This window comes from Enterobacter sp. 148H3 (assembly GCF_034107425.1).
GTDB lineage: Bacteria > Pseudomonadota > Gammaproteobacteria > Enterobacterales > Enterobacteriaceae > Enterobacter > Enterobacter vonholyi.
This window is the reverse complement of record NZ_JAWNEI010000008.1, coordinates 18158-43566: the sequence shown is the minus strand read 5'-3', so window position 1 is coordinate 43566 and position 25409 is coordinate 18158. Positions and strand designations below refer to the sequence as shown.

25 protein-coding genes are annotated in these 25409 nt (G+C 54.3%); 6 read left to right on the top strand and 19 right to left on the bottom strand.

Annotated elements, in window-relative coordinates:
• Positions 1 to 54 precede the first annotated feature (54 nt).
• The 5 genes from mnmE to USH94_RS13110 all read left to right on the top strand — a co-directional run bounded on the left by mnmE (position 55) and on the right by USH94_RS13110 (position 5118).
• On the top strand, positions 55 to 1419 hold the full coding sequence (gene mnmE / locus USH94_RS13130) for a tRNA uridine-5-carboxymethylaminomethyl(34) synthesis GTPase MnmE (protein ID WP_032644252.1): 1365 nt from the start codon (positions 55 to 57) through the stop codon (positions 1417 to 1419).
• 111 nt (positions 1420 to 1530) lie between these two features.
• Positions 1531 to 2706 (top strand): MFS transporter, encoded by a 1176-nt coding sequence (locus USH94_RS13125; RefSeq protein ID WP_111964240.1) that lies wholly within the window; start codon positions 1531 to 1533, stop codon positions 2704 to 2706.
• Positions 2675 to 3646, top strand: coding sequence for an HTH-type transcriptional regulator YidZ (gene yidZ, locus USH94_RS13120; RefSeq protein WP_111964239.1), 972 nt, complete (start codon positions 2675 to 2677; stop codon positions 3644 to 3646). Before USH94_RS13125 ends, yidZ begins: the two co-directional genes overlap by 32 nt.
• A gap of 122 nt (positions 3647 to 3768) precedes the next feature.
• Entirely contained in the window at positions 3769 to 4515 is a 747-nt protein-coding gene (locus tag USH94_RS13115; RefSeq protein WP_111964238.1) for a 4'-phosphopantetheinyl transferase family protein, read from the top strand.
• A gap of 36 nt (positions 4516 to 4551) precedes the next feature.
• Positions 4552 to 5118: an NADPH-dependent FMN reductase gene (locus USH94_RS13110; RefSeq protein ID WP_014833835.1), complete on the top strand. Its 567-nt coding sequence runs from the start codon at positions 4552 to 4554 to the stop codon at positions 5116 to 5118.
• A gap of 92 nt (positions 5119 to 5210) precedes the next feature.
• Here the strand turns inward: USH94_RS13110 and adeP are convergent, their stop codons facing one another.
• Positions 5211 to 6548: an adenine permease AdeP gene (gene adeP / locus USH94_RS13105; RefSeq protein WP_146749030.1), complete on the bottom strand. Its 1338-nt coding sequence runs from the start codon at positions 6546 to 6548 to the stop codon at positions 5211 to 5213.
• A 165-nt stretch (positions 6549 to 6713) separates the two neighbouring features.
• On the opposite strand from adeP, the gene yieH reads away from it, so the two are divergent.
• Entirely contained in the window at positions 6714 to 7379 is a 666-nt protein-coding gene (gene yieH / locus USH94_RS13100) for a 6-phosphogluconate phosphatase (protein WP_111964236.1), read from the top strand.
• Positions 7380 to 7410: 31 nt separating this feature from the next.
• Here the strand turns inward: yieH and USH94_RS13095 are convergent, their stop codons facing one another.
• The 18 genes from USH94_RS13095 to rsmG form a co-directional block, all read right to left on the bottom strand.
• Entirely contained in the window at positions 7411 to 8559 is a 1149-nt protein-coding gene (locus tag USH94_RS13095; protein WP_111964358.1) for an esterase, read from the bottom strand.
• Positions 8560 to 8720: 161 nt separating this feature from the next.
• Positions 8721 to 9446, bottom strand: coding sequence for a phosphate signaling complex protein PhoU (phoU, locus tag USH94_RS13090; protein ID WP_008500182.1), 726 nt, complete (start codon positions 9444 to 9446; stop codon positions 8721 to 8723).
• A gap of 26 nt (positions 9447 to 9472) precedes the next feature.
• Positions 9473 to 10246 (bottom strand): phosphate ABC transporter ATP-binding protein PstB, encoded by a 774-nt coding sequence (gene pstB / locus USH94_RS13085; protein WP_008500183.1) that lies wholly within the window; start codon positions 10244 to 10246, stop codon positions 9473 to 9475.
• A 47-nt stretch (positions 10247 to 10293) separates the two neighbouring features.
• Complete coding sequence (pstA, locus tag USH94_RS13080) at positions 10294 to 11184, bottom strand: phosphate ABC transporter permease PstA (RefSeq protein WP_111964235.1); 891 nt, start codon at positions 11182 to 11184, stop codon at positions 10294 to 10296.
• Positions 11184 to 12143 carry a phosphate ABC transporter permease PstC gene (gene pstC / locus USH94_RS13075; protein WP_023309793.1) on the bottom strand — a complete coding sequence of 320 codons (960 nt, stop codon included), beginning with the start codon at positions 12141 to 12143 and terminating at the stop codon, positions 11184 to 11186. The genes pstA and pstC overlap by 1 nt, the downstream gene beginning before the upstream one ends.
• A 128-nt stretch (positions 12144 to 12271) precedes the next feature.
• Complete coding sequence (gene pstS, locus USH94_RS13070; protein WP_008500186.1) at positions 12272 to 13312, bottom strand: phosphate ABC transporter substrate-binding protein PstS; 1041 nt, start codon at positions 13310 to 13312, stop codon at positions 12272 to 12274.
• Between the two features lie 321 nt (positions 13313 to 13633).
• Entirely contained in the window at positions 13634 to 15463 is a 1830-nt protein-coding gene (gene glmS / locus USH94_RS13065; protein WP_111964234.1) for a glutamine--fructose-6-phosphate transaminase (isomerizing), read from the bottom strand.
• 225 nt (positions 15464 to 15688) lie between these two features.
• Positions 15689 to 17059 (bottom strand): bifunctional UDP-N-acetylglucosamine diphosphorylase/glucosamine-1-phosphate N-acetyltransferase GlmU, encoded by a 1371-nt coding sequence (gene glmU / locus USH94_RS13060; RefSeq protein ID WP_111964233.1) that lies wholly within the window; start codon positions 17057 to 17059, stop codon positions 15689 to 15691.
• A 138-nt stretch (positions 17060 to 17197) separates the two neighbouring features.
• Positions 17198 to 17617: a F0F1 ATP synthase subunit epsilon gene (locus USH94_RS13055; RefSeq protein WP_003862360.1), complete on the bottom strand. Its 420-nt coding sequence runs from the start codon at positions 17615 to 17617 to the stop codon at positions 17198 to 17200.
• A gap of 20 nt (positions 17618 to 17637) precedes the next feature.
• On the bottom strand, positions 17638 to 19020 hold the full coding sequence (gene atpD, locus USH94_RS13050; RefSeq protein WP_003862362.1) for a F0F1 ATP synthase subunit beta: 1383 nt from the start codon (positions 19018 to 19020) through the stop codon (positions 17638 to 17640).
• A 31-nt stretch (positions 19021 to 19051) separates the two neighbouring features.
• The gene (atpG, locus tag USH94_RS13045; protein WP_024907886.1) at positions 19052 to 19915 is read right to left on the bottom strand and encodes a F0F1 ATP synthase subunit gamma; all 864 of its coding nucleotides are present in this window, start codon (positions 19913 to 19915) and stop codon (positions 19052 to 19054) included.
• Positions 19916 to 19966: 51 nt separating this feature from the next.
• A complete protein-coding gene (gene atpA, locus USH94_RS13040) occupies positions 19967 to 21508 on the bottom strand; it encodes a F0F1 ATP synthase subunit alpha (RefSeq protein WP_006808751.1) in 1542 nt (513 codons plus the stop codon).
• 12 nt (positions 21509 to 21520) lie between these two features.
• A complete protein-coding gene (atpH, locus tag USH94_RS13035) occupies positions 21521 to 22054 on the bottom strand; it encodes a F0F1 ATP synthase subunit delta (protein WP_023309790.1) in 534 nt (177 codons plus the stop codon).
• A 14-nt stretch (positions 22055 to 22068) separates the two neighbouring features.
• On the bottom strand, positions 22069 to 22539 hold the full coding sequence (atpF, locus tag USH94_RS13030; protein ID WP_014072436.1) for a F0F1 ATP synthase subunit B: 471 nt from the start codon (positions 22537 to 22539) through the stop codon (positions 22069 to 22071).
• A 48-nt stretch (positions 22540 to 22587) separates the two neighbouring features.
• Complete coding sequence (atpE, locus tag USH94_RS13025) at positions 22588 to 22827, bottom strand: F0F1 ATP synthase subunit C (protein WP_000429386.1); 240 nt, start codon at positions 22825 to 22827, stop codon at positions 22588 to 22590.
• A 49-nt stretch (positions 22828 to 22876) separates the two neighbouring features.
• Complete coding sequence (atpB, locus tag USH94_RS13020) at positions 22877 to 23692, bottom strand: F0F1 ATP synthase subunit A (RefSeq protein ID WP_111964232.1); 816 nt, start codon at positions 23690 to 23692, stop codon at positions 22877 to 22879.
• 8 nt (positions 23693 to 23700) lie between these two features.
• Positions 23701 to 24081 (bottom strand): F0F1 ATP synthase subunit I, encoded by a 381-nt coding sequence (gene atpI, locus USH94_RS13015; protein WP_008500194.1) that lies wholly within the window; start codon positions 24079 to 24081, stop codon positions 23701 to 23703.
• 616 nt (positions 24082 to 24697) lie between these two features.
• Positions 24698 to 25321 carry a 16S rRNA (guanine(527)-N(7))-methyltransferase RsmG gene (rsmG, locus tag USH94_RS13010; protein WP_111964231.1) on the bottom strand — a complete coding sequence of 208 codons (624 nt, stop codon included), beginning with the start codon at positions 25319 to 25321 and terminating at the stop codon, positions 24698 to 24700.
• Positions 25322 to 25409: the final 88 nt, after the last annotated feature.

The following is a 25409-nucleotide window of genomic DNA, read 5'->3' as shown; positions in this document are numbered from 1 at the left end:
AAATAAGGGCGGTCGATTGACCGCCTTTTTTATTTGTATTGAACGAGACCAACCATGAGCCATAACGACACTATCGTCGCCCAGGCAACCCCACCGGGACGCGGTGGTGTAGGCATTCTGCGCATCTCCGGCCTGAAGGCGCGCGAGGTGGCCGAAGCGGTGCTGGGTAAACTGCCAAAGCCGCGCTACGCTGATTACCTGCCGTTTAAAGATACCGACGGCACGCCGCTGGACCAGGGCATTGCGCTGTGGTTCCCCGGCCCTAACTCCTTCACCGGCGAAGACGTGCTCGAGCTTCAAGGCCACGGCGGCCCGGTTATCCTCGACCTGCTGTTAAAACGTATCCTGACCCTGCCGGGCCTGCGCATTGCCAAGCCGGGCGAGTTCTCCGAACGTGCCTTCCTCAACGACAAGCTCGACCTGGCGCAGGCTGAGGCCATTGCTGACCTGATCGACGCCAGTTCTGAACAGGCGGCCCGCTCCGCCCTGAACTCGCTGCAGGGGGCATTCTCCGCGCGTGTGAATCACCTTGTGGAAGCACTTACTCACCTGCGCATCTACGTGGAAGCGGCTATCGACTTCCCTGATGAGGAGATCGACTTCCTCTCTGACGGTAAAATCGAAGCCCAGCTCAACCAGGTGATGAGCGATCTCGACGCCGTTCGCGCCGAAGCGCGCCAGGGCAGCCTGCTGCGCGAAGGGATGAAGGTGGTGATTGCCGGACGTCCTAACGCCGGCAAATCGAGCCTGCTGAACGCCCTGGCGGGCCGTGAAGCGGCAATCGTGACCGACATTGCCGGTACCACTCGCGACGTGCTGCGCGAGCATATCCACATCGACGGCATGCCGCTGCACATCATCGACACCGCCGGTCTGCGCGATGCCAGCGACGAGGTTGAGCGCATCGGTATCGAACGCGCCTGGCAGGAGATCGAGCAGGCCGACCGCGTGCTGTTTATGGTGGACGGCACCACGACCGACGCCGTTGACCCGGCAGAGATCTGGCCGGACTTTATTGCCCGCCTGCCTGCCAAACTGCCGATCACCGTGGTACGTAATAAGGCAGACGTGACAGGCGAAACGCTGGGCATCAGCGATGTGAATGGTCACTCACTAATCCGCCTGTCGGCGCGTACCGGTGAAGGCGTGGACGACCTGCGTAACCATCTCAAGCAGAGCATGGGCTTTGATACCAGCATGGAAGGCGGCTTCCTGGCGCGTCGCCGTCACCTGCAGGCGCTGGAAGAGGCGGCTAACCACCTTGTCCAGGGTAAAGCGCAGCTGATCGGCGCGTGGGCGGGTGAACTGCTGGCGGAAGAGCTGCGTCTGGCGCAGCAGAATCTGAGCGAGATCACCGGGGAGTTTACCTCGGACGATTTGTTGGGACGGATCTTCTCAAGCTTTTGTATTGGTAAATAATTCCCGCTAATCTATGGTGATTTCCTCCTGGGAAATCACCATTGTCCAAATGGCAACTCGCCTAATCCCTTTTCACCCCCTATCCTGCATGCCTGCATCTATGGGGGGTTTATGGCGCGTTTTCTGTTTTGTAGTTTCGCTTTAGTTCTGCTTTATCCGTCAGGCATTGATATGTATCTGGTGGGATTACCGCATATCGCCCGCGATCTGGGCGCCAGCGAAGCGCAGCTGCACATCGCGTTTTCGGCCTACCTCGCGGGGATGGCGTCGTCGATGGTGTTTGCGGGGAAGATCGCGGATAAGGCAGGCCGTCAGCCTGTCGCTATCTCCGGTGCCATCGTTTTTGCCCTGGCGTCCCTTCTATGCTCACAGGCGCAAAACAGCACCGTGTTTCTGACCGGGCGCTTTATCCAGGGCATCGGGGCGGGCGGTTGCTACGTGGTGGCGTTTGCCATTTTACGCGACACCTTAAGCGCCCAGCGTCGCGCCAAAGTGCTGTCGATGCTGAACGGCATTACCTGCATCATCCCGGTGCTGGCCCCGGTTGTGGGCTATCTCATCATGCTGAAATTCCCCTGGCAGAGCCTGTTCTGGACCATGGCGGCGATGGGCGTGCTGGTGTTTGTCCTGTCAATTGCCGTGCTGAAAGAGACCCACCCGGGCTCGCAGAATACCGGCCATACCGCAACCATTCACCCGGCAGAGAAGCTCCTCAACCGCTTTTTCCTCAGTCGTCTGGCCGTGACCACGTTAAGCGTGGCGGTGATCCTGACCTATGTAAACGTTTCCCCGGTTTTGCTGATGGAGACTATGGGCTTCGATCGCGGTCAGTATTCAACGGTGATGGCATTAACCGCGATGGTCAGTATGGCCGTTTCTTTTTCGACGCCGTTTGCGCTAAATGTTTTCAGCCAGCGCACATTGATGCTGACCTCACAGGTTTTATTCCTCGCCGCCGGCGCGATCCTGGCGACCACCAGCTCACATGCGGTCATGCTGGCGGGTATTACGCTGATTTGTGCCGGGTTCTCGGTTGGCTTTGGCGTAGCGATGAGCCAGGCGCTTGGCCCATTTTCGCTGCGGGCAGGCGTGGCAAGCTCGGTACTGGGGATCGCGCAGGTCTGCGGCTCGTCGCTGTGGATTTGGCTGGCGGCGGTCATCGGGCTTAACGCGCTGAATATGCTGATCGGGGTTCTGATTGGCTGTAGCATACTCTGCATTACCTTACTTATGGTCATCCAGCCCGCGGCGCACTATGAAGAAGCCCATCAGCAGTCTCGATCTTAACCTGTTGCTGTGCCTGCAGCTTTTGCTGCAGGAGCGCAGCGTCACCAAAGCGGCAAAGCGGATGAACGTGACGCCGTCTGCGGTGAGCAAATCGCTGGCCAAGCTGCGCGACTGGTTCGAAGACCCGCTGTTTGTTAAAACTCCGCTAGGGCTGCTGCCGACGCCGCTGACGGTGAGTCTTGAGCAGGATCTGGCTGACTGGATGCAAATCGGCAACCAGATCCTCGATAAATTTCACCATGATTCTCCGGGCGGGCTGACGTTCGTGCTGGCCGCGGAAACGCCGTTGATGCTGATCCGCTTCAATGCTCTACTGGAGCAGGTGAACCAGCGCTATCCGCAGGCTACGGTGAAAATGCGCCACTGGGATTACGACTCTCTGGACGCCATTACGCGTGGAGAGGTAGATCTGGGATTCACCGGACGCGAAACGCACCCGCGATCGCGTGAATTGCTGAAGCTAATGCCGTGGTTCATCGACTATGAGATCCTGTTCAGCGACCGTCCGTGCGTGTATCTGCGTGAGGATCACCCCGCGCTACAGGATGAATGGAACCTCGAGACCTTTCTGCGCTACCCTCACATCAGCATCTTCTGGGAACGCAGCGACACCTGGGCACTGGACGAAGTGCTAAAGGAGATGGGTCGGGAAAGAAACATTGCCATGAGCGTGCCGGGCTTTGAGCAGTCGATGTTTATGGCAGCGCAGCCCGGTCATAACTATATAGCCACGGCTCCGCATTACTGCCATCACTACAATGAACTCCACCAGCGGAAGCTGATCGCGCTTCCTATTCCCATTGACGAAGCGCAGGCTGAAAAGCTCACCGTTCCCTTCACGTTGATCTGGCATAAACGGAACAGCCATAATCCGAAAATTCTATGGTTGCGGGAAACCATCAAGGCGCTGTACGGTGCGAGCGATCCAATTTTTGCCTAAGAAAATGTAAAGTTCGGTCCCAAGGCTTCTCTTACTCCCATTTACTGATTAAAACAGGAGTCAAGTTAAGCGATAATCATGTAACCGTTTAACCGATTACGACCATTATCAAGGAGCGAAAAATGGCTACGCACTTTGCAAGAGGGATACTTACGGAAGGACGTCTCGTATCGGCAAGAATTTCTTCAGTCTGTCACCGTGAAGCACTCGCTCTCCCGGAACACCGGAGGACGCGGTTTTTAGCGTCCAGAGCACTTCTCGCAGAACTGCTGTTTATGCTGTACGGCACCAGCGAGCTGCCGGACATCATTACCCAACCCGAAGGCCGCCCGGTCTTTGTCGACCCGGATCTCCCTCGTTTTTCGATTGCCTACGCGGGCAATATCATTGGCGTCGCGCTGACCACCGAAGGGGATTGTGGGCTCGATATGGAACTTCAGCGCGCAACGCGCAGCTTCCATGGCGGTAATGCACATGAAGACTATCCGCTCTCCAGCAATGAGAAGCTGTGGGTACGCAACCAGAACGATCCTGTCGAAGCCCGAGCCCAGCTCATTACCCTGCGCCAGAGCATTCGTAAGCTCTGCGGATGCGCCTCAGACGACGCCAGCCTGCTGCAGCTGTTGCCTGGCTCCGGACGTCTGCGTGCCGCCCAGGCCACGCTGGTGGAGGCACTCAGTGACGCAGAGGATGTGCTCATTTGGTCCATTGCGGTTACCCCTGCCATCGAACGCATGAAAATCTGGGAATTTGACAGTCAACAGGGATGGCGTAGCCTTCCTGATGTGCCCGAGCGCGCCAACGAGCCCGCCGCACGCCTGATGCGTTTAACCAGTTTACCGACAGAAAAAGCATTCACCCTTAGCTGATCCAATCAGGGTCATCATGATGAAACAGGAGTAATCATGTCTGATACGTTGAAAGTAGTTACGTTACTGGGAAGCCTGCGCAAAGGTTCATTTAACGGGATGGTTGCCCGCACGCTGCCACAGCTGGCACCGGCAGGTATGGAAATTAGCGCCCTGCCGTCTATTGGCGATATTCCGCTGTATGATGCGGACGTCCAGCAGGAAGAAGGGTTCCCGCAGAGCGTCGAGGCGCTGGCAGAGCAGATCCGCCAGGCTGACGGCGTGGTCATCGTCACGCCGGAATATAACTACTCGGTTCCGGGTGGCCTGAAGAATGCCATCGACTGGCTGTCCCGTTTACCTGAACAGCCTCTGTCAGGCAAACCTGTGCTGATCCAGACCAGCTCAATGGGCGCGATTGGCGGCGCTCGCTGCCAGTATCATCTGCGTCAGATCCTGGTATTCCTGGATGCGATGGTGATGAACAAGCCGGAATTTATGGGCGGTGTGATTCAGAACAAAGTCGACCCGCAAACGGGTGAAGTGGTGGATCAGAGCACGCGCGACCATCTCTCTGGCCAGCTGACGGCGTTCGGGGATTATATTAAGCGGGTGAAGGCGTAAGATCATCGCGGCCTGATACCCTCACCCTGGCCCTCTCCCACGGGGAGAGGGAACAAACACTAAAGCCCTTTTCGAAGAAAAGGGCTTGCTGTTTATTTGGCGTCGATGAACACAATCTTCAGCACAAACAGCAGCGCCACAATGATGACGCAAGGGCTGAGATCGCGGAAGCGGCCGGTACCGATCTTCATTACGCAGTAAGAGATAAAGCCCAGCGCGATACCTTCGGTAATCGAGAAGCTGAACGGCATCATCACGGCGGTAATAAACGCCGGCACCGCTTCGGTTAAATCATCCCACTTCACGCGAGACAGGCTGGAGGTCATCAGCACACCCACATAGATCAGCGCGCCGGCCGCCGCGTACGGAGGCACCATGCCCGCCAGTGGCGAGAGGAAGATCACCAGCAGGAACAGAATACCCACCACAACCGCCGTCAGGCCGGTACGGCCGCCCACGGACACGCCGGAAGAGGATTCAATGTAAGCGGTAACAGACGAGGTCCCGATAAATGAGCCGGTCACTGAGGAGATACTGTCCACAAACAGCGCCTGCTTCATGCGCGGGAATTTGCCTTTCTCATCTGCCAGACCCGCTTTGTCGGTCACGCCGATCAGCGTACCGGAGGAGTCGAACAGGTTCACCAGCATGAAGGAGAAAATCACGCCCGCCAGGCCCAGGTTCAGGGAACCCGCCAGATCAACATGACCAATAACGGTAGAAACGCTCGGTGGCGCGGAAACGATGCCGTTATAGTGAACGTCGCCCAGCATCCAGCCCAGCAGCGTGGTCACCACGATGGATACCAGCACTGCCGCGTGAATATTGCGGGAAGCGAGGATCGCGATGATAAAGAAGCCCAGCACGCCCAGCAGCACATTATGCGAGGTCAGGTGACCGATGCTCACCAGCGTATCCGGGTTCGCCACGATAACGCCGGCGTTTTTCAGCCCCATCATACCGATGAACAGACCGATACCGCTGGTAATGCCCACGCGCAGGCTCACGGGAATGTTTGCAATCATCCAGTAACGTACGCGGAAAATGGTCAGCAGCAGCAGGCCAACCGCGCCCCAGAAGATTGCGCCCATGCCCACCTGCCAAGGCAGACCCATCGCCTGAACAACCACGAACGCGAAGAACGCATTCAGGCCCATCGCCGGTGCCAATGCAACTGGCAGGTTAGCGAATACACCCATCAGAATGCTGCCAAGGGCGGCGATCAGGCAGGTGGTTACAAAGACGGCGCTGGTATCCATGCCAGCAACGCCCAGAATTTGTGGGTTCACAAAAACGATATAGACCATCGTCAGGAAGGTGGTGAAACCAGCGATCACTTCGGTGCGTGCCGTTGTGCCGTGCTCGCGCAGTTTAAAAACGCGCTCAAGCAGACCCTGACCAGATGTCTGGGTAGTGTGTTGTTGACTCATCATCAATTTCCGAACAAGGAGGGAAAATTCGTCGCTATCCTATACCAAAATGCGACAATAGTGGCAGTTACGTGATACTTTTTTCATTGATTTTGCTTATACGGCAACGATTGCGTCCCGGTGAACTGCCGTACGTAAACGTTAAACTTGTTAAAAGGGAAAGGCATGTCCGGAATTGAAGCGGTATTTTTCGACTGCGACGGTACGCTGGTCGACAGTGAGGTCATTTGTTCCCGCGCGTATGTCACCATGTTCCAGGAATTTGGCATTACTCTGGAACTCGAAGAGGTGTTTAAACGCTTTAAGGGCGTGAAGCTCTACGAGATCATCGACATCATTAACGAAGAACACGGCGTCGTTCTTGAGAAGGCGGCTCTGGAACCGGTGTACCGCGCCGAGGTTGCACGCCTGTTCGATTCGGAGCTGGAGGTGATTCCGGGCGCAAACGCGCTGCTGGATGCCATGACGGTGCCGATCTGCGTGGTCTCCAACGGTCCGGTCAGCAAAATGCAGCACTCGCTGGGCAAGCTTGAGATGCTGCACCACTTCCCGGAAAAACTGTTCAGCGGCTACGATATCCAGCGCTGGAAGCCGGACCCGGCGCTGATGTTCCATGCGGCAAAAGCGATGAACGTTAACGTAGAGAACTGCATTCTGGTGGATGACTCGTCTGCGGGGGCGCAGTCGGGGATTGATGCGGGAATGGAGGTGTTTTACTTCTGCGCCGATCCGCACAACAAGCCGATCGATCATCCAAAAGTCACGACCTTCACCGATCTGGCGCAGTTGCCTGAATTGTGGAAGACGCGCGGGTGGGATATTACGCGCTAAGCCGCCCCTCCCTTCAGGGAGGGCGACAGGTTTATCTGAAGAGCTTTTGAACAAACTCTGCATAGGCCGGACGCCAGACGTCCATTTCGTGATTCAGACCAGGGTACATTTTATAGTCGAATTTGATGCCCTGTTTTTCCAGCTCCGCTTTCAGACCGGCGATATCTTTGCCGGTCACCGAATCGCGCTCTCCCACAACGACGGTGAAGTTATGCAGCTGCCGATTAATGGCCTCAGGCTGCTTAAAGCGTGCGGCCACGCCTTCGTCAGGCACGGTTGTCGTGGTAACGCCGCTGAACGTTCCCAGCCAGCCGAAGCTCTCCAGATGATTCATCCCGGAGACCAGCGCCTGATAACCGCCCTGTGACAACCCCGCCAGCGCCCGGCCGTCAGCATCTTTACGCACGTTGAAGCGTGTATCCACCAGAGGAATAATTTCGCTCATCAGTTCACGGTCTGCGGCTTTCGCATTAAGCGGGTAGAAAGACTTCCGTCGTTCTGCCGGTGGGAAGTTCTCGGGGATGGCCTCAGCGCTCTCCGTCTCGGTGTCGGGTACCACCACCAGCATCGGTTTGATTTTCCCCTCGGCCATCAGGTTATCCATGATTTGAGGCAGACGACCCTGGTCGATGGCCGAGAGCCCGGTATCCCCAAAACCATGGTAGAAGTAGAGAACCGGTAAGGGTTCCCCTGTGCCGTTGTAGCCAGGGGGAGTCCATACATAGACGCGGCGCTCTGACTTGAGCGACGGCGAGTGCCAGGTCAGGGTGGTGAGATCGCCATGCGGTACGGCGCGATCGTCGAGAATACTGCCCGGAACCAGAATCAGGCTGGTGTTCACCTGCCGCTGAGGTTTTTGATAGCGGCTTCCCGTGTCGACTGAACGGAAACCATCGATGTCGAAATAATATTCGTAGAGATTCGGGGCCATCGGCTCGCTTTTCCATGACCAGACGCCATTTTTCTCTTTCGTCATATCATGGGAAACCTGGCTTTCAGGCATTGACCCCGTCACCACGGAGACTCGCGTTGCGCCGGGTGCAAACAGGCGAAACGTAATGCTTTTATCCGCATTAACCTGGGTCACATAGTGGCTGACCGGGGTAGTCTGGTCAGGTGTGACCGGCAACGGTGCGGCAATAACGTCTGTTCCAGTACCGATCCCGATGCTGATGGCCATCGCCAGGCACGCTAATGAATTTTTCATATCCCATCCTTTGCTGTTTTTTTCGTCTCACGTTAGCGCGTTTCGAACGTCAGGCAACGGATGAAGGGGAAAATTGTGATTACACTAGAAATAACAACGCCGGTGAGTACCGGCGTTGTTATCAGATGACAGGATTACTCTTTCGGATCTTTACCCGCCAGCAGCTTGTCCAGCTCGTCGCCGCCCACGTGACGGAAGTCCTGACCTTTCACGAAGTAGAAAATGTATTCGCAAATGTTCTGGCAGCGGTCGCCGATACGCTCGATGGAGCGCGCGCAGAACAGGGCGGTCAGTACGCTTGGGATCGTACGGGAATCTTCCATCATGTAGGTCATCAGCTGACGCACGATGCCTTCATACTCCTGATCGACCTTTTTGTCTTCACGGTAGATACGCACCGCTTCGTCAAGATCCATTCGCGCAAAGGCATCCAGTACGTCGTGAAGCATCTGCACGGTGTGGCGGCCCAGCGACTCCAGGCTCACCAGCAGCGGCTGGTGCTGCTGAGAGAACTTCTCCAGCGCGGTGCGGCAGATTTTATCCGCAACGTCGCCAATACGTTCCAGCTCGGCGATGGTTTTGATAATGGCCATCACCAGACGCAGGTCGCTCGCCGTCGGCTGACGTTTCGCGATAATGCGCACGCAGGCCTCGTCGATAGCGACTTCCATCATGTTGACGTTTTTGTCGCCTTCAATGACGCGTTTCGCCAGCTCGCTGTCCTGGTTGTGCATCGCCGTAATCGCATCAGAAAGCTGCTGCTCGACCATACCGCCCATGGTCATCACCTGGGTGCGAATGCTTTCCAGCTCTGCGTTGAACTGGCCGGAAATGTGTTTATTAAGATTGAGGTTGTCCATGGTTTCTCCACATGCACTAAGGCAAATCAACCGTAGCGGCCAGTAATATAATCTTCGGTTTGTTTCTTCGCGGGCTTAGTGAAGAGATCGTCCGTGTTGCTGAACTCAATCAATTCACCCAGGTACATAAACGCCGTGTGATCGGAGCAACGTGCAGCCTGCTGCATGTTATGGGTCACGATAACCACGGTGTAATCCTGCTTCAGCTCGGTGATCAGTTCTTCAATACGACCGGTTGAGATCGGGTCCAGCGCTGAACACGGCTCATCCAGCAGCAACACTTCCGGGCGAATCGCAATACCGCGCGCAATGCACAGACGCTGCTGCTGACCACCGGAGAGAGAGTAACCGCTCTGGTGCAACTTATCTTTGGTTTCGTTCCATAATGCGGCCTTGGTCAAAGCCCACTGCACGCGCTCGTCCATATCGGCGCGGGAGAGCTTTTCAAACAGGCGAACGCCAAAGGCGATGTTGTCATAAATGGACATCGGGAACGGCGTGGGTTTCTGGAACACCATCCCCACTTTGGCGCGCAGCAGGGCGATATCCTGAGCCTGGGTCAGAATATTTTCGCCATCGAGGATGATTTCCCCTTCAGCGCGCTGCTCCGGATAGAGCGAATACATTTTGTTAAAGGTACGCAGCAGCGTGGATTTCCCACAGCCGGACGGACCGATAAATGCCGTGACCTGGTTCTTCGCGATATCCAGGTTGATGTTCTTCAGGGCATGGAATTTGCCGTAGTAGAAGTTCAAATCACGAACCTGAATCTTACCCGGGGCAGTATCAACCATACTCATTGACTCATTTCCTCATTCGGCGCCGCGAGCTGCCGCGCCGTAAAAAATTAACCGTGTTTCTTCTTCGCGAAAATGACGCGCGCCAGAATGTTCAGCAACAGTACGCAAAGGGTAATGATCAGCACCCCGGCCCAGGCCAGCTGCTGCCATTCCGCGAATGGGCTCATCGCAAATTTAAAGATCGTCACCGGCAGGTTGGCGATCGGCTGCATCATGTCCGTGCTCCAGAACTGGTTGGAGAGGGACGTAAACAGCAGCGGCGCCGTTTCACCCGCGATACGCGCAACCGCCAGCAGGATACCGGTCATGATCCCGGATACGGACGCCTTCAGCGTAATTGCAGAGATCATCTTCCATTTCGGCGTACCCAGTGCATAAGCCGCTTCACGCAGGCTGTCCGGCACCAGTTTCAGCATGTTCTCGGTGGTTCGAATCACAATCGGCACCTGCAGCAGCGCCAGGGCAATCACACCCGCCCAGCCGGAGAAGTGTTCCATCTGCGCTACAACAACGGTGTAAACGAACAGGCCCACCACGATAGACGGGGCTGACAGCAAAATATCGTTAATGAAGCGAATCACTTCCGCCAGCCAGGATTTACGACCGTATTCTGCCAGGTAAATGCCCGCCATGATGCCCAGCGGCGTGCCGAAGACCGTCGCCCAGAGGATCAGCAACCCGCTGCCGGCCAGCGCATTCGCCAGGCCACCGCCCGCCGTGTTCGGCGGCGGCGTCATTTCGGTGAACAGCGAGAGTGACATTCCGTCAATCCCACGAACGATTGTCGAGAAGAGGATCCAGACCAGCCAGAACAGGCCGAATGCCATCGTCGCCATTGAGAGCGTCAGGGCAATGCGGTTTTTCATGCGGCGTCTGGCCTGCATCTTGCGGCGGGATTCCGCCAGTTCAGCGGTAGCTTGCATTTCGAGAGTAGCCATTAGCGTGCTCCCTCATTTTTAGCGAGGCGCATAATCATCAGCTTGGAAATCGCCAGAACAATGAAGGTAATAACGAACAGAATCAGACCCAGCTCCATCAGCGCCGCCACGTGCAGCCCGGATTCCGCTTCCGCAAATTCATTCGCCAGCGCCGAGGTAATACTGTTACCCGGCATATAGAGCGACGCGCTGTCGAGCTGGTAGGTGTTACCGATGATAAAGGTGACCGCCATGGTTTCACCCAGCGCACGACCTAAGCCCAGCATCACGCCCCCGATCACCCCATTTTTGGTGAACGGAAGGACAATGCGCCAGATTACTTCCCAGGTGGTGCAGCCGATGCCGTAGGCCGACTCTTTCATCATCACCGGCGTTTGTTCGAACACATCACGCATGACCGCCGCAATGTACGGAATTATCATGATGGCGAGGATCACACCTGCCGCCAGAATGCCGATACCGAAAGCCGGGCCAGAGAACAGGGCCCCCACAAACGGAATGGCAGAAAGGACATTACCCACCGGTTCCTGGAAATATGTAGCGAACAGCGGGGCAAAGATGAACAGGCCCCACATGCCGTAGACGATACTCGGAATAGCTGCCAGCAGTTCGATGGCAATACCCAGTGGACGACGCAGCCAGCCTGGCGCCAGCTCCGTCAGGAACAGGGCAATACCAAAGCTTACCGGAACCGCAATCAGCAGGGCGATGAACGAGGTTACCAGCGTGCCGTAAATCGGCACCAGAGCACCGTAGATGTCGTTCGGCGCGTCCCACTCTTTGGTCCACAGGAAGGAGAAACCGAATTTCTGGATGCTCGGCCATGAGGAGAAAATCAGAGACACGATAATGCCGCCCAGCAGCAATAGCACAATCAGCGCAGCCAGTTTGACCAGCGCGCTGAAAATCATGTCACCTTTTTTACCCGGAGGGTTAAATGCAGGCTTGGTTGCAGCCATAAATTACTCTTCTGTTTGAGACGTTTTTACGAATATGCCCGGTGGCGCTGACGCTTACCGGGCCTACAGCCTAAACCGTAGGGCGGGTAAGCGCAGCGCCACCCGCCATCTTCGTTAAATATATCCTGTTAGTACAGCGCTTTACCGCTGCTGTCTTTCACGTTGGTTTTCCATGCAGCACGAATCTGCTCAACCACGTTGTCCGGCAGGGTGGCGTAATCCAGAGCGTTAGCCTGTTTGCCGCCGTTTTTGTATGCCCAGTCGAAGAACTTCAGCACTTCAGCGCCCTGCTCAGGTTTCTTCTGCTCTTTGTGCACCAGGATGAAGGTGGTAGAGGTGATTGGCCATGCACCTTCGCCCTTCTGGTTAGTCAGATCCTGAGCGAAGGATTTGCTCCAGTCAGCGCCTTTGGCAGCGTTAGCAAAGTTCTCTTCGGTCGGGCTAACCGGTTTGCCGTCGGCAGAAACCAGTTTGGTGTAGGACAGGTTATTCTGCTTCGCGTACGCATACTCTACGTAGCCGATGGAGCCAGGCAGACGCTGTACGAACGCGGCGATACCGTCGTTACCTTTACCACCCAGACCGGTAGGCCAGTTAACGGTAGAGCCGGAGCCGACTTTAGATTTCCACTCTTCGTTCACTTTTGCCAGGTAGCTGGTGAACACGAAAGAGGTGCCGGAACCATCCGCGCGGCGAACCACGGCGATGTTCTGAGAAGGCAGCTTCAGGCCTGGGTTGAGTTTGGCGATCGCTTCGTCATCCCATTTTTTGATTTTGCCCAGGTAGATGTCACCCAGCGTTTTGCCGTCCAGCACCAGCTCGCCCGACTTCACGCCCGGCAGGTTGATGGCCAGGACCACGCCACCGATCACGGTAGGGAACTGGAACAGGCCTTCCTGAGCCAGCTTATCATCAGACAGCGGAGCGTCAGACGCGCCGAAATCAACCGTGTTCGCGGTAATTTGTTTCACGCCACCGGAGGAGCCGATACCCTGATAGTTAACCTTGTTACCGGTTTCTTTCTGGTAGGTATCCGCCCATTTGGCATACACCGGCGCAGGGAAGGTTGCACCAGCGCCAGTCAGGCTTGCTTCTGCAAATACAGAGAACGCGCTCAGAGATAAGGTCGCGGCGACAACAGTTGCGACAGTGGTACGCATAACTTTCATAATGTCTCCTGCAAGATTTTCGTAAATCGTTGTTTAGTGGCTACGATGAGCAAAATAGGACAAACAGGTGACAGATAAATGTACGAATTATGACAGTTTTATGACAATGAAAATTTCACTTAAAATACCGCACAATAAAGCTTAATTTTCATCGTGTTAGCCACTTTTATGACAATACGTTTTCAGAAATATTTTCTTTATGTGACACTGAAAAAAGTAGCTGAAGATGACAAATTGTCATTATTAAAAACGAGACAGGATTGATTAAAAACAAACCGGGCGGGATAAAAAAGCTCCACCCGAGGGTGGAGCCTGAAGGGATTATTCTACGGTAACTGATTTCGCCAGGTTACGCGGCTGGTCAACGTCGGTGCCTTTGATCAGCGCCACATGGTAAGCCAGCAGCTGCAGCGGAACGGTATAGAAGATCGGTGCAATCACCTCTTCCACATGCGGCATCTCGATGATGTGCATGTTGTCGTTGCTGACAAAACCGGCATCTTTGTCGGCGAAGACGTACAGAACACCGCCACGGGCACGCACTTCTTCGATGTTAGACTTCAGTTTTTCCAGCAGTTCGTTGTTTGGTGCCACAACTATGACCGGCATATCCGCGTCAATCAGCGCCAGCGGGCCGTGTTTCAGCTCGCCTGCCGCATAGGCTTCAGCGTGAATGTAGGAGATCTCTTTCAGCTTCAGTGCGCCTTCAAGCGCAATCGGATACTGATCGCCACGACCCAGGAACAGGGCGTGATGTTTGTCAGAGAAATCTTCCGCCAGCGCTTCGATGCGTTTGTCCTGAGACAGCATCTGCTCAATACGGCTTGGCAGCGCCTGCAGACCATGAACGATGTCATGCTCAACGGACGCATCTTCGCCTTTCAGGCGCGCCAGCTTCGCCACCAGCATCAGCAGAACGGTCAGCTGCGTGGTAAACGCTTTGGTTGAAGCCACGCCGATTTCGGTGCCCGCTTTAGTCATCAGCGCCAGATCGGATTCACGCACCAGCGAGGAGCCCGGGACGTTACAGATGGCCAGAGAGCCCAGGTAACCCAGCTCTTTAGACAGACGCAGCGCTGCGAGCGTATCCGCCGTTTCGCCGGACTGGGAAAGGGTGATCATCAGGCTGTTACGACGTACCGCAGATTTGCGATAGCGGAATTCAGACGCGATTTCCACATCGCACGGCACGCCCGCCAGGGATTCAAACCAGTAGCGAGAAACCATACCGGAGTTGTAGGAGGTGCCGCAGGCCACGATCTGAATATGCTCGACCTTGCTTAGCAGTTCGTTCGCGTTTGCGCCCAGCTCGCTCAGATCCACTTCACCGTGGCTAATGCGCCCGGTCAGGGTGTTTTTGATGGCGTTTGGCTGCTCGTAAATCTCTTTCTGCATGTAGTGACGGTAAGCGCCTTTGTCGCCCGCGTCGTACTGCAGATTCGATTCGATCTCCTGACGCTTCACCTGCTCGCCTTTAGTATCGAAGACGGTCACGCTGCGACGGGTCACTTCCGCAATATCACCCTCTTCGAGGAAGATAAAGCGACGGGTAACCGGCAGGAGTGCCAGCTGGTCAGAGGCGATAAAGTTTTCACCCATGCCCAGACCGATAACCATCGGGCTACCGGAACGCGCGGCCAGAAGCGTTGACGGATCGCGGGAATCCATGATCACCGTACCGTACGCACCGCGCAGCTGAGGGATAGCACGGAGCACCGCATCACGCAGTGTACCGCCCTGCTCCAGCTCCCAGTGCACCAGGTGAGCAATCACTTCGGTGTCAGTTTCAGAGACGAAGGTGTAGCCGCGCGCTTTCAGTTCTTCGCGCAGCGGTTCGTGGTTTTCGATAATGCCGTTGTGCACAACCACGATGTGTTCAGACACATGCGGGTGCGCGTTACCTTCAGACGGTTCGCCGTGCGTCGCCCAGCGGGTGTGCGCAATCCCGGTTCCCCCGTGCAGCGGATGTTCTTCCGCGGCCAGGGCCAGCATCTGCACTTTACCAAGACGACGCAGACGGGTCATATGACCTTCTGCATCCACGACAGCCAGACCGGCAGAGTCGTAACCACGGTATTCCAGACGACGTAAACCTTCGAGAAGGATTTCAGCAATATCACGCTGCGCAACTGCGCCAACAATTCCACACATAATTTATATTCCGAATTTAGGCATTATGCCTGCGTTGTCGCTGACCTGTATTTGCCCTTTCCGGGCGCCCCGAGCCTTGTAGAGAGTGGGGTTATTTTTATGGGTACTGCTTGTGGGGGGAGGATTATATTATCCCCTCACCCCAGCCCTCTTCCCAAAGGGGCGAGGGAGAAAAACACTGCACCGAACGATCCCCTCTCTCCTTTGGGGAGAGGGGTAAATCCATTACTTTTTCTTCACCGGGCGTTGCCAGCCCTGCTTGCTAATCTGCGGAACGCGGCTTAACACCAGCTCGTTCTCGGCCACATCGCGCGTTACGGTTGTTCCGGCTGCAATGGTCACCCCGTTACCCACGGTAACAGGTGCCACCAGCTGCGTATCGGAGCCAACGAACACATCATCACCGATGATGGTTTTAAATTTATTCGCGCCGTCATAGTTACAGGTAATGGTCCCTGCACCAATATTCACGTTATTGCCAATTTCCGCGTCGCCCAGATAGGTCAGATGACCGGCTTTCGAGCCTTTACCCAGACGCGCTTTTTTCATTTCCACGAAGTTACCCACGTGAGCGCCTTCCAGCAGCTCTGCGCCCGGGCGCAGGCGCGCAAACGGGCCGATGGTACAGGCCACGTCCAGACGGGCATCTTCCACCACGCTGTACGGGCTGATTTCGCAGTCGTCACCGATAATGCTGTTTTTAATCACGCAGCCGGCACCGATTTTGACGCGGTTGCCCAGCGTCACATTACCCTCGAGGATAACGTTAGTATCAATTTCAACGTCACGACCGTGAGATAACGAACCACGCAGATCGAAACGCGCCGGATCGCGCAGCATCACACCTGCCAGAAGCAGTTTTTCAGCCTGCTCGGACTGATAAACACGCTCCAGACGGGAAAGCTGAAGGCGGTTATTCACCCCTTCGGTTTCGCTAATACGCGCCGGATGAACCGCCGCAATCTCACGTCCTTCCTGATACGCCATCGCAATGATGTCGGTGATGTAGAATTCACCCTGCGCGTTGTTGTTGTCGAGTCTGGACAGCCAGCGCTTCATATCCGCGCCATTGGCAATCAGGATACCGGTGTTGATCTCCTGAATCTGGCGCTGTTCATCGCTGGCATCTTTGTGCTCAACAATACCCGTGACGTTACCGTTTTCACGGGTGATACGGCCATAACCGGTTGGATCGTCCAGCACGACGGTTAATAAACCGATGCCGCCCTGCGGTTTGGCTTCACGCAGGCGAGTCAGGGTTTCAACGGAGATCAGCGGGACATCGCCGTAGAGCATCAAAATGTCTTCGTCATCCGCAAAGAACGGTGCTGCCTGCTGCATCGCATGACCTGTGCCCAGCTGTTCGGCCTGAAGCACCCAGTTGAGCTTGTCGTCGCTCAGCGTCTTTTTAAGAAGATCGCCGCCGTGGCCGTAGACCAGGTGGACCTGATTGGCACCCAGTTCATTCGCTGCATCAATGACATGCTGCACCATTGGCTTTCCAGCAAGCGTGTGAAGCACTTTAGGCAGATCGGAATACATGCGGGTCCCTTTGCCTGCGGCAAGGATCACCACGCTCATCGCACTGTTTGACATACGCATCCTGACGGTAGTTTGAGTGTGAAGTAAAAACGTTTGATGCTTAAAATTCTACATCTTTTTCATCATGAATTAAGGCCGAAAAAAAAAGCCAGCCTGGTATCCAGACTGGCTTTTGTGCTTTTCAAGCCGGTGTTACATCGCTTTTTTGGTCAACTCGATAACGCGCAGTTTCGCGATCGCTTTGGCCAGCTCCGCAGACGCCTGAGCGTAATCCACGTCACCATGAGAGCTGTTAATGTGCTCTTCAGCCTTACGCTTCGACTCCAGGGCTCGCGCTTCGTCGAGATCCTGGCCACGAATAGCGGTATCGGCCAGAACGGTCACACTGCCAGGCTGCACTTCAAGAATGCCGCCGGACAGATAGATAAACTCTTCGTGACCGAACTGTTTAACGATGCGGATCATACCAGGCTTAATGGCGGTGAGCAGCGGTGCGTGACCCGGGAAAATACCCAGTTCACCTTCACTACCCGTTACCTGGATTTTCTCGACCAGACCAGAGAACATTTGTTGCTCTGCGCTGACGACGTCCAGGTGGTAAGTCATTGCCATATCACCCTCCGATTAAGGCGTTAAAGTTTTTTGGCTTTTTCCACAGCTTCTTCGATGGAACCAACCATGTAGAACGCCTGCTCTGGCAGGTGATCGTATTCGCCTTCCATGATGCCTTTAAAGCCACGGATGGTGTCTTTCAGGGAAACGTATTTACCTGGAGAACCGGTGAATACTTCCGCAACGAAGAACGGCTGGGACAGGAAGCGCTGGATCTTACGCGCACGTGCTACCACCAGTTTGTCTTCTTCAGACAGTTCATCCATACCCAGGATGGCGATGATGTCTTTCAGTTCCTGGTAACGCTGCAGAAGAGACTGTACGCCACGCGCGGTGTCGTAGTGCTCCTGACCAACAACCAGTGGATCCAGCTGACGGCTGGTGGAGTCCAGCGGGTCAACGGCCGGGTAGATACCCAGAGACGCGATCTGACGGCTCAGTACCACGGTTGCATCTAAGTGCGCAAAGGTGGTTGCTGGAGATGGGTCAGTCAAGTCATCCGCAGGTACGTATACCGCCTGAACGGAGGTGATAGAACCGGTTTTGGTAGAGGTGATACGTTCCTGAAGAACACCCATCTCTTCCGCCAGCGTAGGCTGGTAGCCTACCGCTGAAGGCATACGACCCAGCAGTGCAGATACTTCCGTACCGGCCAGGGTGTAACGATAGATGTTATCAACGAACAGCAGAACGTCACGGCCTTCGTCACGGAACTTCTCAGCCATTGTCAGGCCGGTCAGCGCAACGCGCAGACGGTTTCCAGGTGGCTCGTTCATCTGGCCGTAAACCAGGGATACTTTGTCCAGAACGTTGGAGTCGGTCATTTCGTGGTAGAAGTCGTTACCCTCACGAGTACGTTCACCTACACCCGCAAACACAGAGTAACCGGAGTGCTCGATTGCGATGTTACGGATCAGCTCCATCATGTTTACGGTTTTACCTACACCCGCACCACCGAACAGACCAACTTTACCGCCCTTCGCAAATGGACACATCAGGTCGATAACTTTGATACCGGTTTCCAGCAGTTCCTGAGAGCTGGACAGCTCTTCGTAGGAAGGTGCCGCGCGGTGGATAGCCCAACGCTCTTCTTCACCGATGTCGCCTTTCATGTCGATTGGCTGACCCAATACGTTCATGATACGACCCAGTGTTGCTTTACCTACCGGGACTTCGATCGGGTGCTCAAGGTCTTTTACTTCCAGACCACGACGCAGACCGTCGGAAGAACCCATCGCGATGGTACGCACGATACCGCCGCCGAGCTGCTGCTGAACTTCCAGCACCAGGCTCTCGTTACCATTCTGTACCTCAAGCGCGTCGTACACGCGTGGTACGGCGTCCTGAGGGAACTCGACGTCCACCACGGCGCCGATTACCTGGACAATCTTTCCAGTAGCCATCTTGAATCCTCTACGTAATTCGTAAACCTGGTTAAACCGCGGCGGCCCCCGAGACGATCTCGGTGAGTTCCTGAGTAATGCTGGCCTGACGAGCTTTGTTGTAAACCAACTGCAGCTCTTTAATCAGGCTGCCGCCATTATCGGTCGCGGCTTTCATCGCCACCATTCGTGCGGCCTGCTCGCTGGCCAGGTTTTCTACAACGCCCTGATAAACCTGAGATTCAACGTAACGACGCAGCAGGGTATCCAGCAGCGGTTTCGGATCGGGTTCATACAGGTAATCCCAGGTTTTTTGCTTCAGCTCGCCATCTTCTGATGCCGGTAACGGCAGCATCTGAGTGAGCGTTGGAACCTGAGACATGGTGTTAATGAATTTGTTGCTGACAACGTACAGTCTGTCCAGACGGCCTTCATCATAAGCCTGCAACATCACTTTAACCGGGCCGATCAGTTCGGACAGGGACGGGTTATCACCCATACCGGTCACCTGAGCGACAATGTTGCCACCAACGGAGTTAAAGAAAGAGACGCCTTTAGAGCCGATCATTGCGATATCGCACTGAACGCCTTTTTCAGACCATGCTTTCATATCCGCCAGCAGTTTTTTGAACAGGTTAATGTTCAAGCCGCCACACAGACCACGGTCGGTCGACACCACCAGGTAGCCCACGCGCTTAACGTCGCGTTCTTCCAGGTAAGGGTGCTTATATTCCAGATTACCGTTTGCAAGGTGACCAATCACTTTGCGCATGGTTTCTGCATAAGGACGGCTGGCCGCCATGCGATCCTGCGATTTACGCATTTTGGAAGCGGCGACCATCTCCATCGCTTTAGTGATCTTTTGCGTGTTCTGGACGCTTGCGATCTTACTACGTATCTCTTTTGCGCCGGCCATGAGCTTCTCCTCAATGCCAGGCGGCTTGTCCTGAGACAAGCCGCCGGACGATTACCAGGATTGGGTTGCTTTGAAGGAATCGAGGATAGCTTTCAGCTTGCCTTCGATTTCGTCGTTATAGCCACCGGTCTGGTTGATCTCTTGCATCAGCGGAGCGTGATCACGGTCGACGTAAGCCAGCAGAGCGGCTTCGAAGCTACCGATTTTCGCCAGTTCCACATCTTCGAGGTAACCGCGTTCAGCCGCGAACAGTACCAGGCCCTGCTGAGCAACAGACATTGGTGCGTACTGTTTTTGCTTCAGCAGCTCGGTCACTTTCTGACCGTGGCTCAGCTGTTTACGGGTTGCTTCGTCCAGATCGGATGCGAACTGAGAGAACGCAGCCAGTTCACGATACTGTGCCAGCGCGGTACGGATACCACCGGACAGTTTCTTGATGATCTTGGTCTGAGCAGCACCACCAACACGGGATACGGAGATACCCGGGTTAACTGCCGGACGAATACCGGAGTTAAACAGGTTGGTTTCCAGGAAGATCTGACCATCGGTAATAGAGATTACGTTGGTCGGAACGAACGCAGAAACGTCACCCGCCTGGGTTTCAATGATCGGCAGAGCGGTCAGAGAGCCCGTTTTACCCTTCACTTCACCTTTGGTGAAGTTCTCGACGTATTCCGCGTTAACGCGGGAAGCACGCTCCAGCAGACGAGAGTGGAGGTAGAATACGTCGCCAGGGAACGCTTCACGTCCAGGTGGACGACGGAGCAGCAGGGAAACCTGACGATAAGCAACAGCCTGTTTAGACAGGTCATCGTATACGATCAGCGCATCTTCACCGCGGTCACGGAAGTATTCGCCCATTGCGCAACCGGCGTATGGCGCCAGGTATTGCAGTGCAGCAGATTCAGACGCGGTCGCTACCACAACGATGGTGTTAGACAGTGCGCCATGCTCTTCCAGTTTACGAACCACGTTAGAAATGGTGGACGCTTTCTGGCCGATGGCCACGTACACGCATTTGATGCCGGAGTCACGCTGGTTGATGATGGCGTCGATAGCCATCGCGGTTTTACCGGTCTGACGGTCACCGATGATCAGTTCACGCTGACCACGACCGATTGGGATCATGGCATCAACGGACTTATAGCCTGTCTGAACAGGCTGATCTACGGACTGACGGTCGATAACACCTGGTGCGATAACTTCGATTGGAGAGAAGCCATCGTGCTCAACCGGACCTTTACCGTCGATTGGCGCACCCAGGGTGTTAACAACGCGACCCAGCAGGCCACGGCCAACCGGCACTTCCAGAATACGGCCAGTACACTTAACCTTCATGCCTTCGGCGAGGTCAGCGTATGGACCCATCACAACTGCACCTACGGAGTCGCGCTCCAGGTTCAGTGCGATAGCGTAACGGTTACCCGGCAGGGAAATCATCTCACCCTGCATACAATCGGCCAGGCCGTGGATGCGGATAACACCGTCACTTACAGAAACAATAGTACCTTCGTTGTGAGCTTCACTCACAACACTGAACTGAGCAATGCGCTGCTTGATCAGTTCGCTGATTTCGGTGGAATTCAGTTGCATGCTCCAGTCCCCTTAAGACTGCAAGACGTCTGCAAGGCGTTCAAGACGGCCGCGTACGCTGCCATCAATGACCATATCACCCGAACGGATGATTACGCCTGCCATTACAGACTTATCGATTTTGCAATTCAGCTTAACTTTGCGTGACAGACGTTTTTCCATCGCGGCGGTGATTTTCGCAAGCTGTTCATTACTCAGTTCAGTCGCAGAAGTCACTTCGACTTCAGCGGTTGCTTCACTAAGGGCACGTAAGTGCTCAAACTGCTCGAGAACATCCGGGAGCACACGGAGACGACCATTTTCTGCCATCACCTTAATCAGGTTCTGGCCGTTGGCATCCAGTTGCTCTCCGCACACGGCGATAAACGACGCGGCGAGAGTTTCAGGTGCTAACGCACCGGAAAGCAACTCAGCCATTTGTTCGTTTTTCGTCACCTCAGCGGCAAACGCCAGCATATCCTGCCAGCGATCGACATTTTGGTGTTCGACAGCAAAGTCAAAAGCTGCTTTGGCGTAGGGGCGAGCTACCGTAACAAATTCAGACATCAGCCCCTCCCTCCTTACAGTTCAGCGACAAGTTTGTCCACGATGTCGCTGTTAGCAGCTTCATCCACGGAACGTTCGATGATCTTCTCGGCGCCAGCAACAGCCAGAATCGCAACCTGCTTACGCAGTTCTTCACGAGCACGTTTACGCTCAGCATCAATTTCTGCCTGAGCCTGTGTCACGATCTTAGTACGTTCCTGTTCTGCTTCAGCTTTGGCTTCGTCCAGGATCTGCGAACGGCGTTTGTTAGCCTGTTCGATGATAACCTGAGCTTCCGCTTTCGCTTTTTTCAGCTGGTCTGTCGCGTTGGCCTGTGCAAGGTCCAAATCTTTCTTAGCGCGTTCTGCAGAAGCCAGACCGTCAGCAATTTCTTTCTGACGTTTTTCGATGGCAGCCATTAAAGGCGGCCATACATACTTCATGCAGAACCAGACAAAGAGAATAAACGCGATGGCCTGGCCGAGGATTGTTGCGTTCATGTTCACAGCACAATACCTCTTTAATATCTGTGGCTTAGGGTTTTAAAACTACTACTACGCGACAGCAAACATCACGTACAGACCCAGACCTACAGCGATCATTGGGATAGCATCCACCAGACCCATAACGATAAAGAACTGAGTACGCAGCAGAGGAATCAGATCAGGTTGACGCGCTGCGCCTTCCAGGAATTTGCCCCCGAGGATGCCGATACCGATCGCAGCACCGATAGCCGCCAGACCCATCATCACAGCGGCAGCCATGTACAGCAGATCCATATTCAGGTTTTCCATGACAGTCTCCAGTTTGTTTCAATTAAAACGTAGTAGTGTTGGTAAAAAATCAGTGCTCTTCAGACGCCATCGACAGATAGACGATCGTCAGAACCATGAAGATAAAGGCTTGCAGCGTAATGATCAGGATGTGGAAAATGGCCCACGGCACATTCAGAACCCACTGTGACCACCACGGCAGAAGACCCGCGATCAGAATGAAAATCAGCTCACCCGCATACATGTTGCCGAACAGTCGCAGACCCAGTGAAACAGGTTTGGACAGCAGGCTAACGCCTTCCAGGATCAGGTTGACCGGAATAAACGCCCAGTGGTTGAACGGCTGCAAGGTAAGCTCTTTCACAAAGCCGCTTACGCCTTTCATTTTGATGCTGTAGAAAAGAATCAGGATAAATACGCCCAGCGCCATCGACAGGGTGATGTTCACGTCCGCAGACGGTACAACACGCAGCGCTGGCAGGCCGAAAATGTGCTCACCGATAAACGGCAGCAGATCGATTGGCAGCAGGTCCATCAGGTTCATCAGGAAGACCCAAACGAACACGGTCAGGGCCAGCGGAGCAATCAGCTTGCTCTTGCCATGGTACATGTCTTTGACGCTGCCATGGACGAAGCCGATGATCATTTCGATGAAGGTCTGGAATTTCCCTGGTACACCGCTGGTCGCTCGTTTAGCAACACCGCGGAACATGGCCAGGAACAGAAGACCCAAAACCACCGAGAAGAACATGGAGTCGATGTTGATCGTCCAGAAGGTGACCGGGGGGTTATGTGGATCCACCAGCGAGAATGTACGCAGGTCCAACTGAAGGTTATTCAGATGGTGACCTATGTAATCCTGCGGCGTCATATTTTCTGAAGCCATGATGCCTTTTACCCTTTGTTATTGATTACAGCTGGAGCCAGAACTTGTACCACCAGCACCAAAACCCACGTTGCTATCAGCGGCATGAAGACCACTTTCAAAACCGCCAGCGCCATCACCAGTAGAGCAAAGGTCAGCAACACCTTACACACTTCGCCGAGAGCGAAGGACCAGGCCACGCGGCCTTTGGCGGGTGTATGCGCCTGATGACGCCAGGCAAAAATCATAAACAACACGTTTGGCAGCACAACCGCCAAACCCCCGCACACGGCGGAGATGCCCCAGAAGGGGTCTTTGAGGCTAAACAGCAGTCCACTTGCTATCACAGCCAGAAACTGAATGAACAGAAGCTTACGAGCAACGTTTCTACTCAAGAGCGACACAGACATCACGTTTTTACTCCTGCTCCCTTCGAGGTATGCCGCGTGTCGTATAAAACGTCCTTTAAGGCTCAGAGTCAAGCATCAAAAAGCGGTCAAATTATACGGTGCGCACCCGTGATTTCAAACATTAAGTAGCGAAAAGGTGAATAAATGTTTAAATATTTTTCCCCACCGCTATTTTTTAACTTTCGAGCAAAGCACCAACCTTCGACCAAAACTGCAAACAGCGCGAAAACGTTGTCGATAAAGCGTGCACGAGATCACAAAACACACATTTGCGATAAGGTTGTATTTATCAAAGGCGCAAATCGCAGAAATTTATCTTTATGAAATTAAAAGCAAAATGTCGCAACTATTTTCAAAACAGCCCGGTACACAATAAAAACGTTTTATTGACATTCTTAATAAATAATTAACATTGCGTTCTGGTTACTGCTTTCCACTTTTAGCAGACTTATATTTTCACAGATGACTATCTTCCAAGGGAAGAATAGTCGCCAGGTTAACCAGAAGAAAAACCTTAGTGAAAACGAGGTTAAAAGCTCACCAGTAAATCCCCTGTAGTTGTGCTGCTTTTTAACATGCGAAGAACAGCACAAATTCCACATTTTTTATTAATTTTTTAAAAATTGTTTGGCTTAATTATCACCAGATGACGTTCGCCATCGAGCTGAGGAATGTTTAATTTCTCGATGGATTCAACAGCAAAACCGTCCGGAATCTGTTCAATCTCATCGCCTGGCAACTGCCCTTTTAGCGCATAAAAGCGACCATTCTCAGCAGGTAAGTGCTTGCACCAGCTCACCATATCATTGAGCGACGCAAATGCGCGGCTGATAACCCCGTCAAACGGCGGCTCTGCCGGGAACGCCTCTACCCTGCTCTGCACGGGCGTAATATTTTCAAGCTTCAGCTCATGCTGTACCTGACGTAAAAAGCGCACACGCTTGCCAAGACTGTCCAGAAGCGTGAAATGGCTCTCAGGGCGAACAATCGACAGCGGAATGCCCGGCAGACCAGGGCCCGTCCCCACGTCGATAAAACGCTCACCTTTCAGATAAGGGGCAACCACGATGCTGTCGAGAATGTGGCGAACGAGCATCTCGTTGGGGTCGCGAACAGACGTCAGGTTGTACGCTTTATTCCATTTGTTCAGCATATCGACATAGGCCACCAGCTGATTTTTCTGGTGATCGGTGAGCGAAATACCTGCCTGATCCAGCAGACGAGAGAGTTTGTTGAGCACGGTGAATACCTGTTGGAAAACTTAGGTGGCGGGTGGCACTTGGCTTACCCGCCCTACGGGTTCAGTAGGCCCGGTAAGCGCTGCGCCA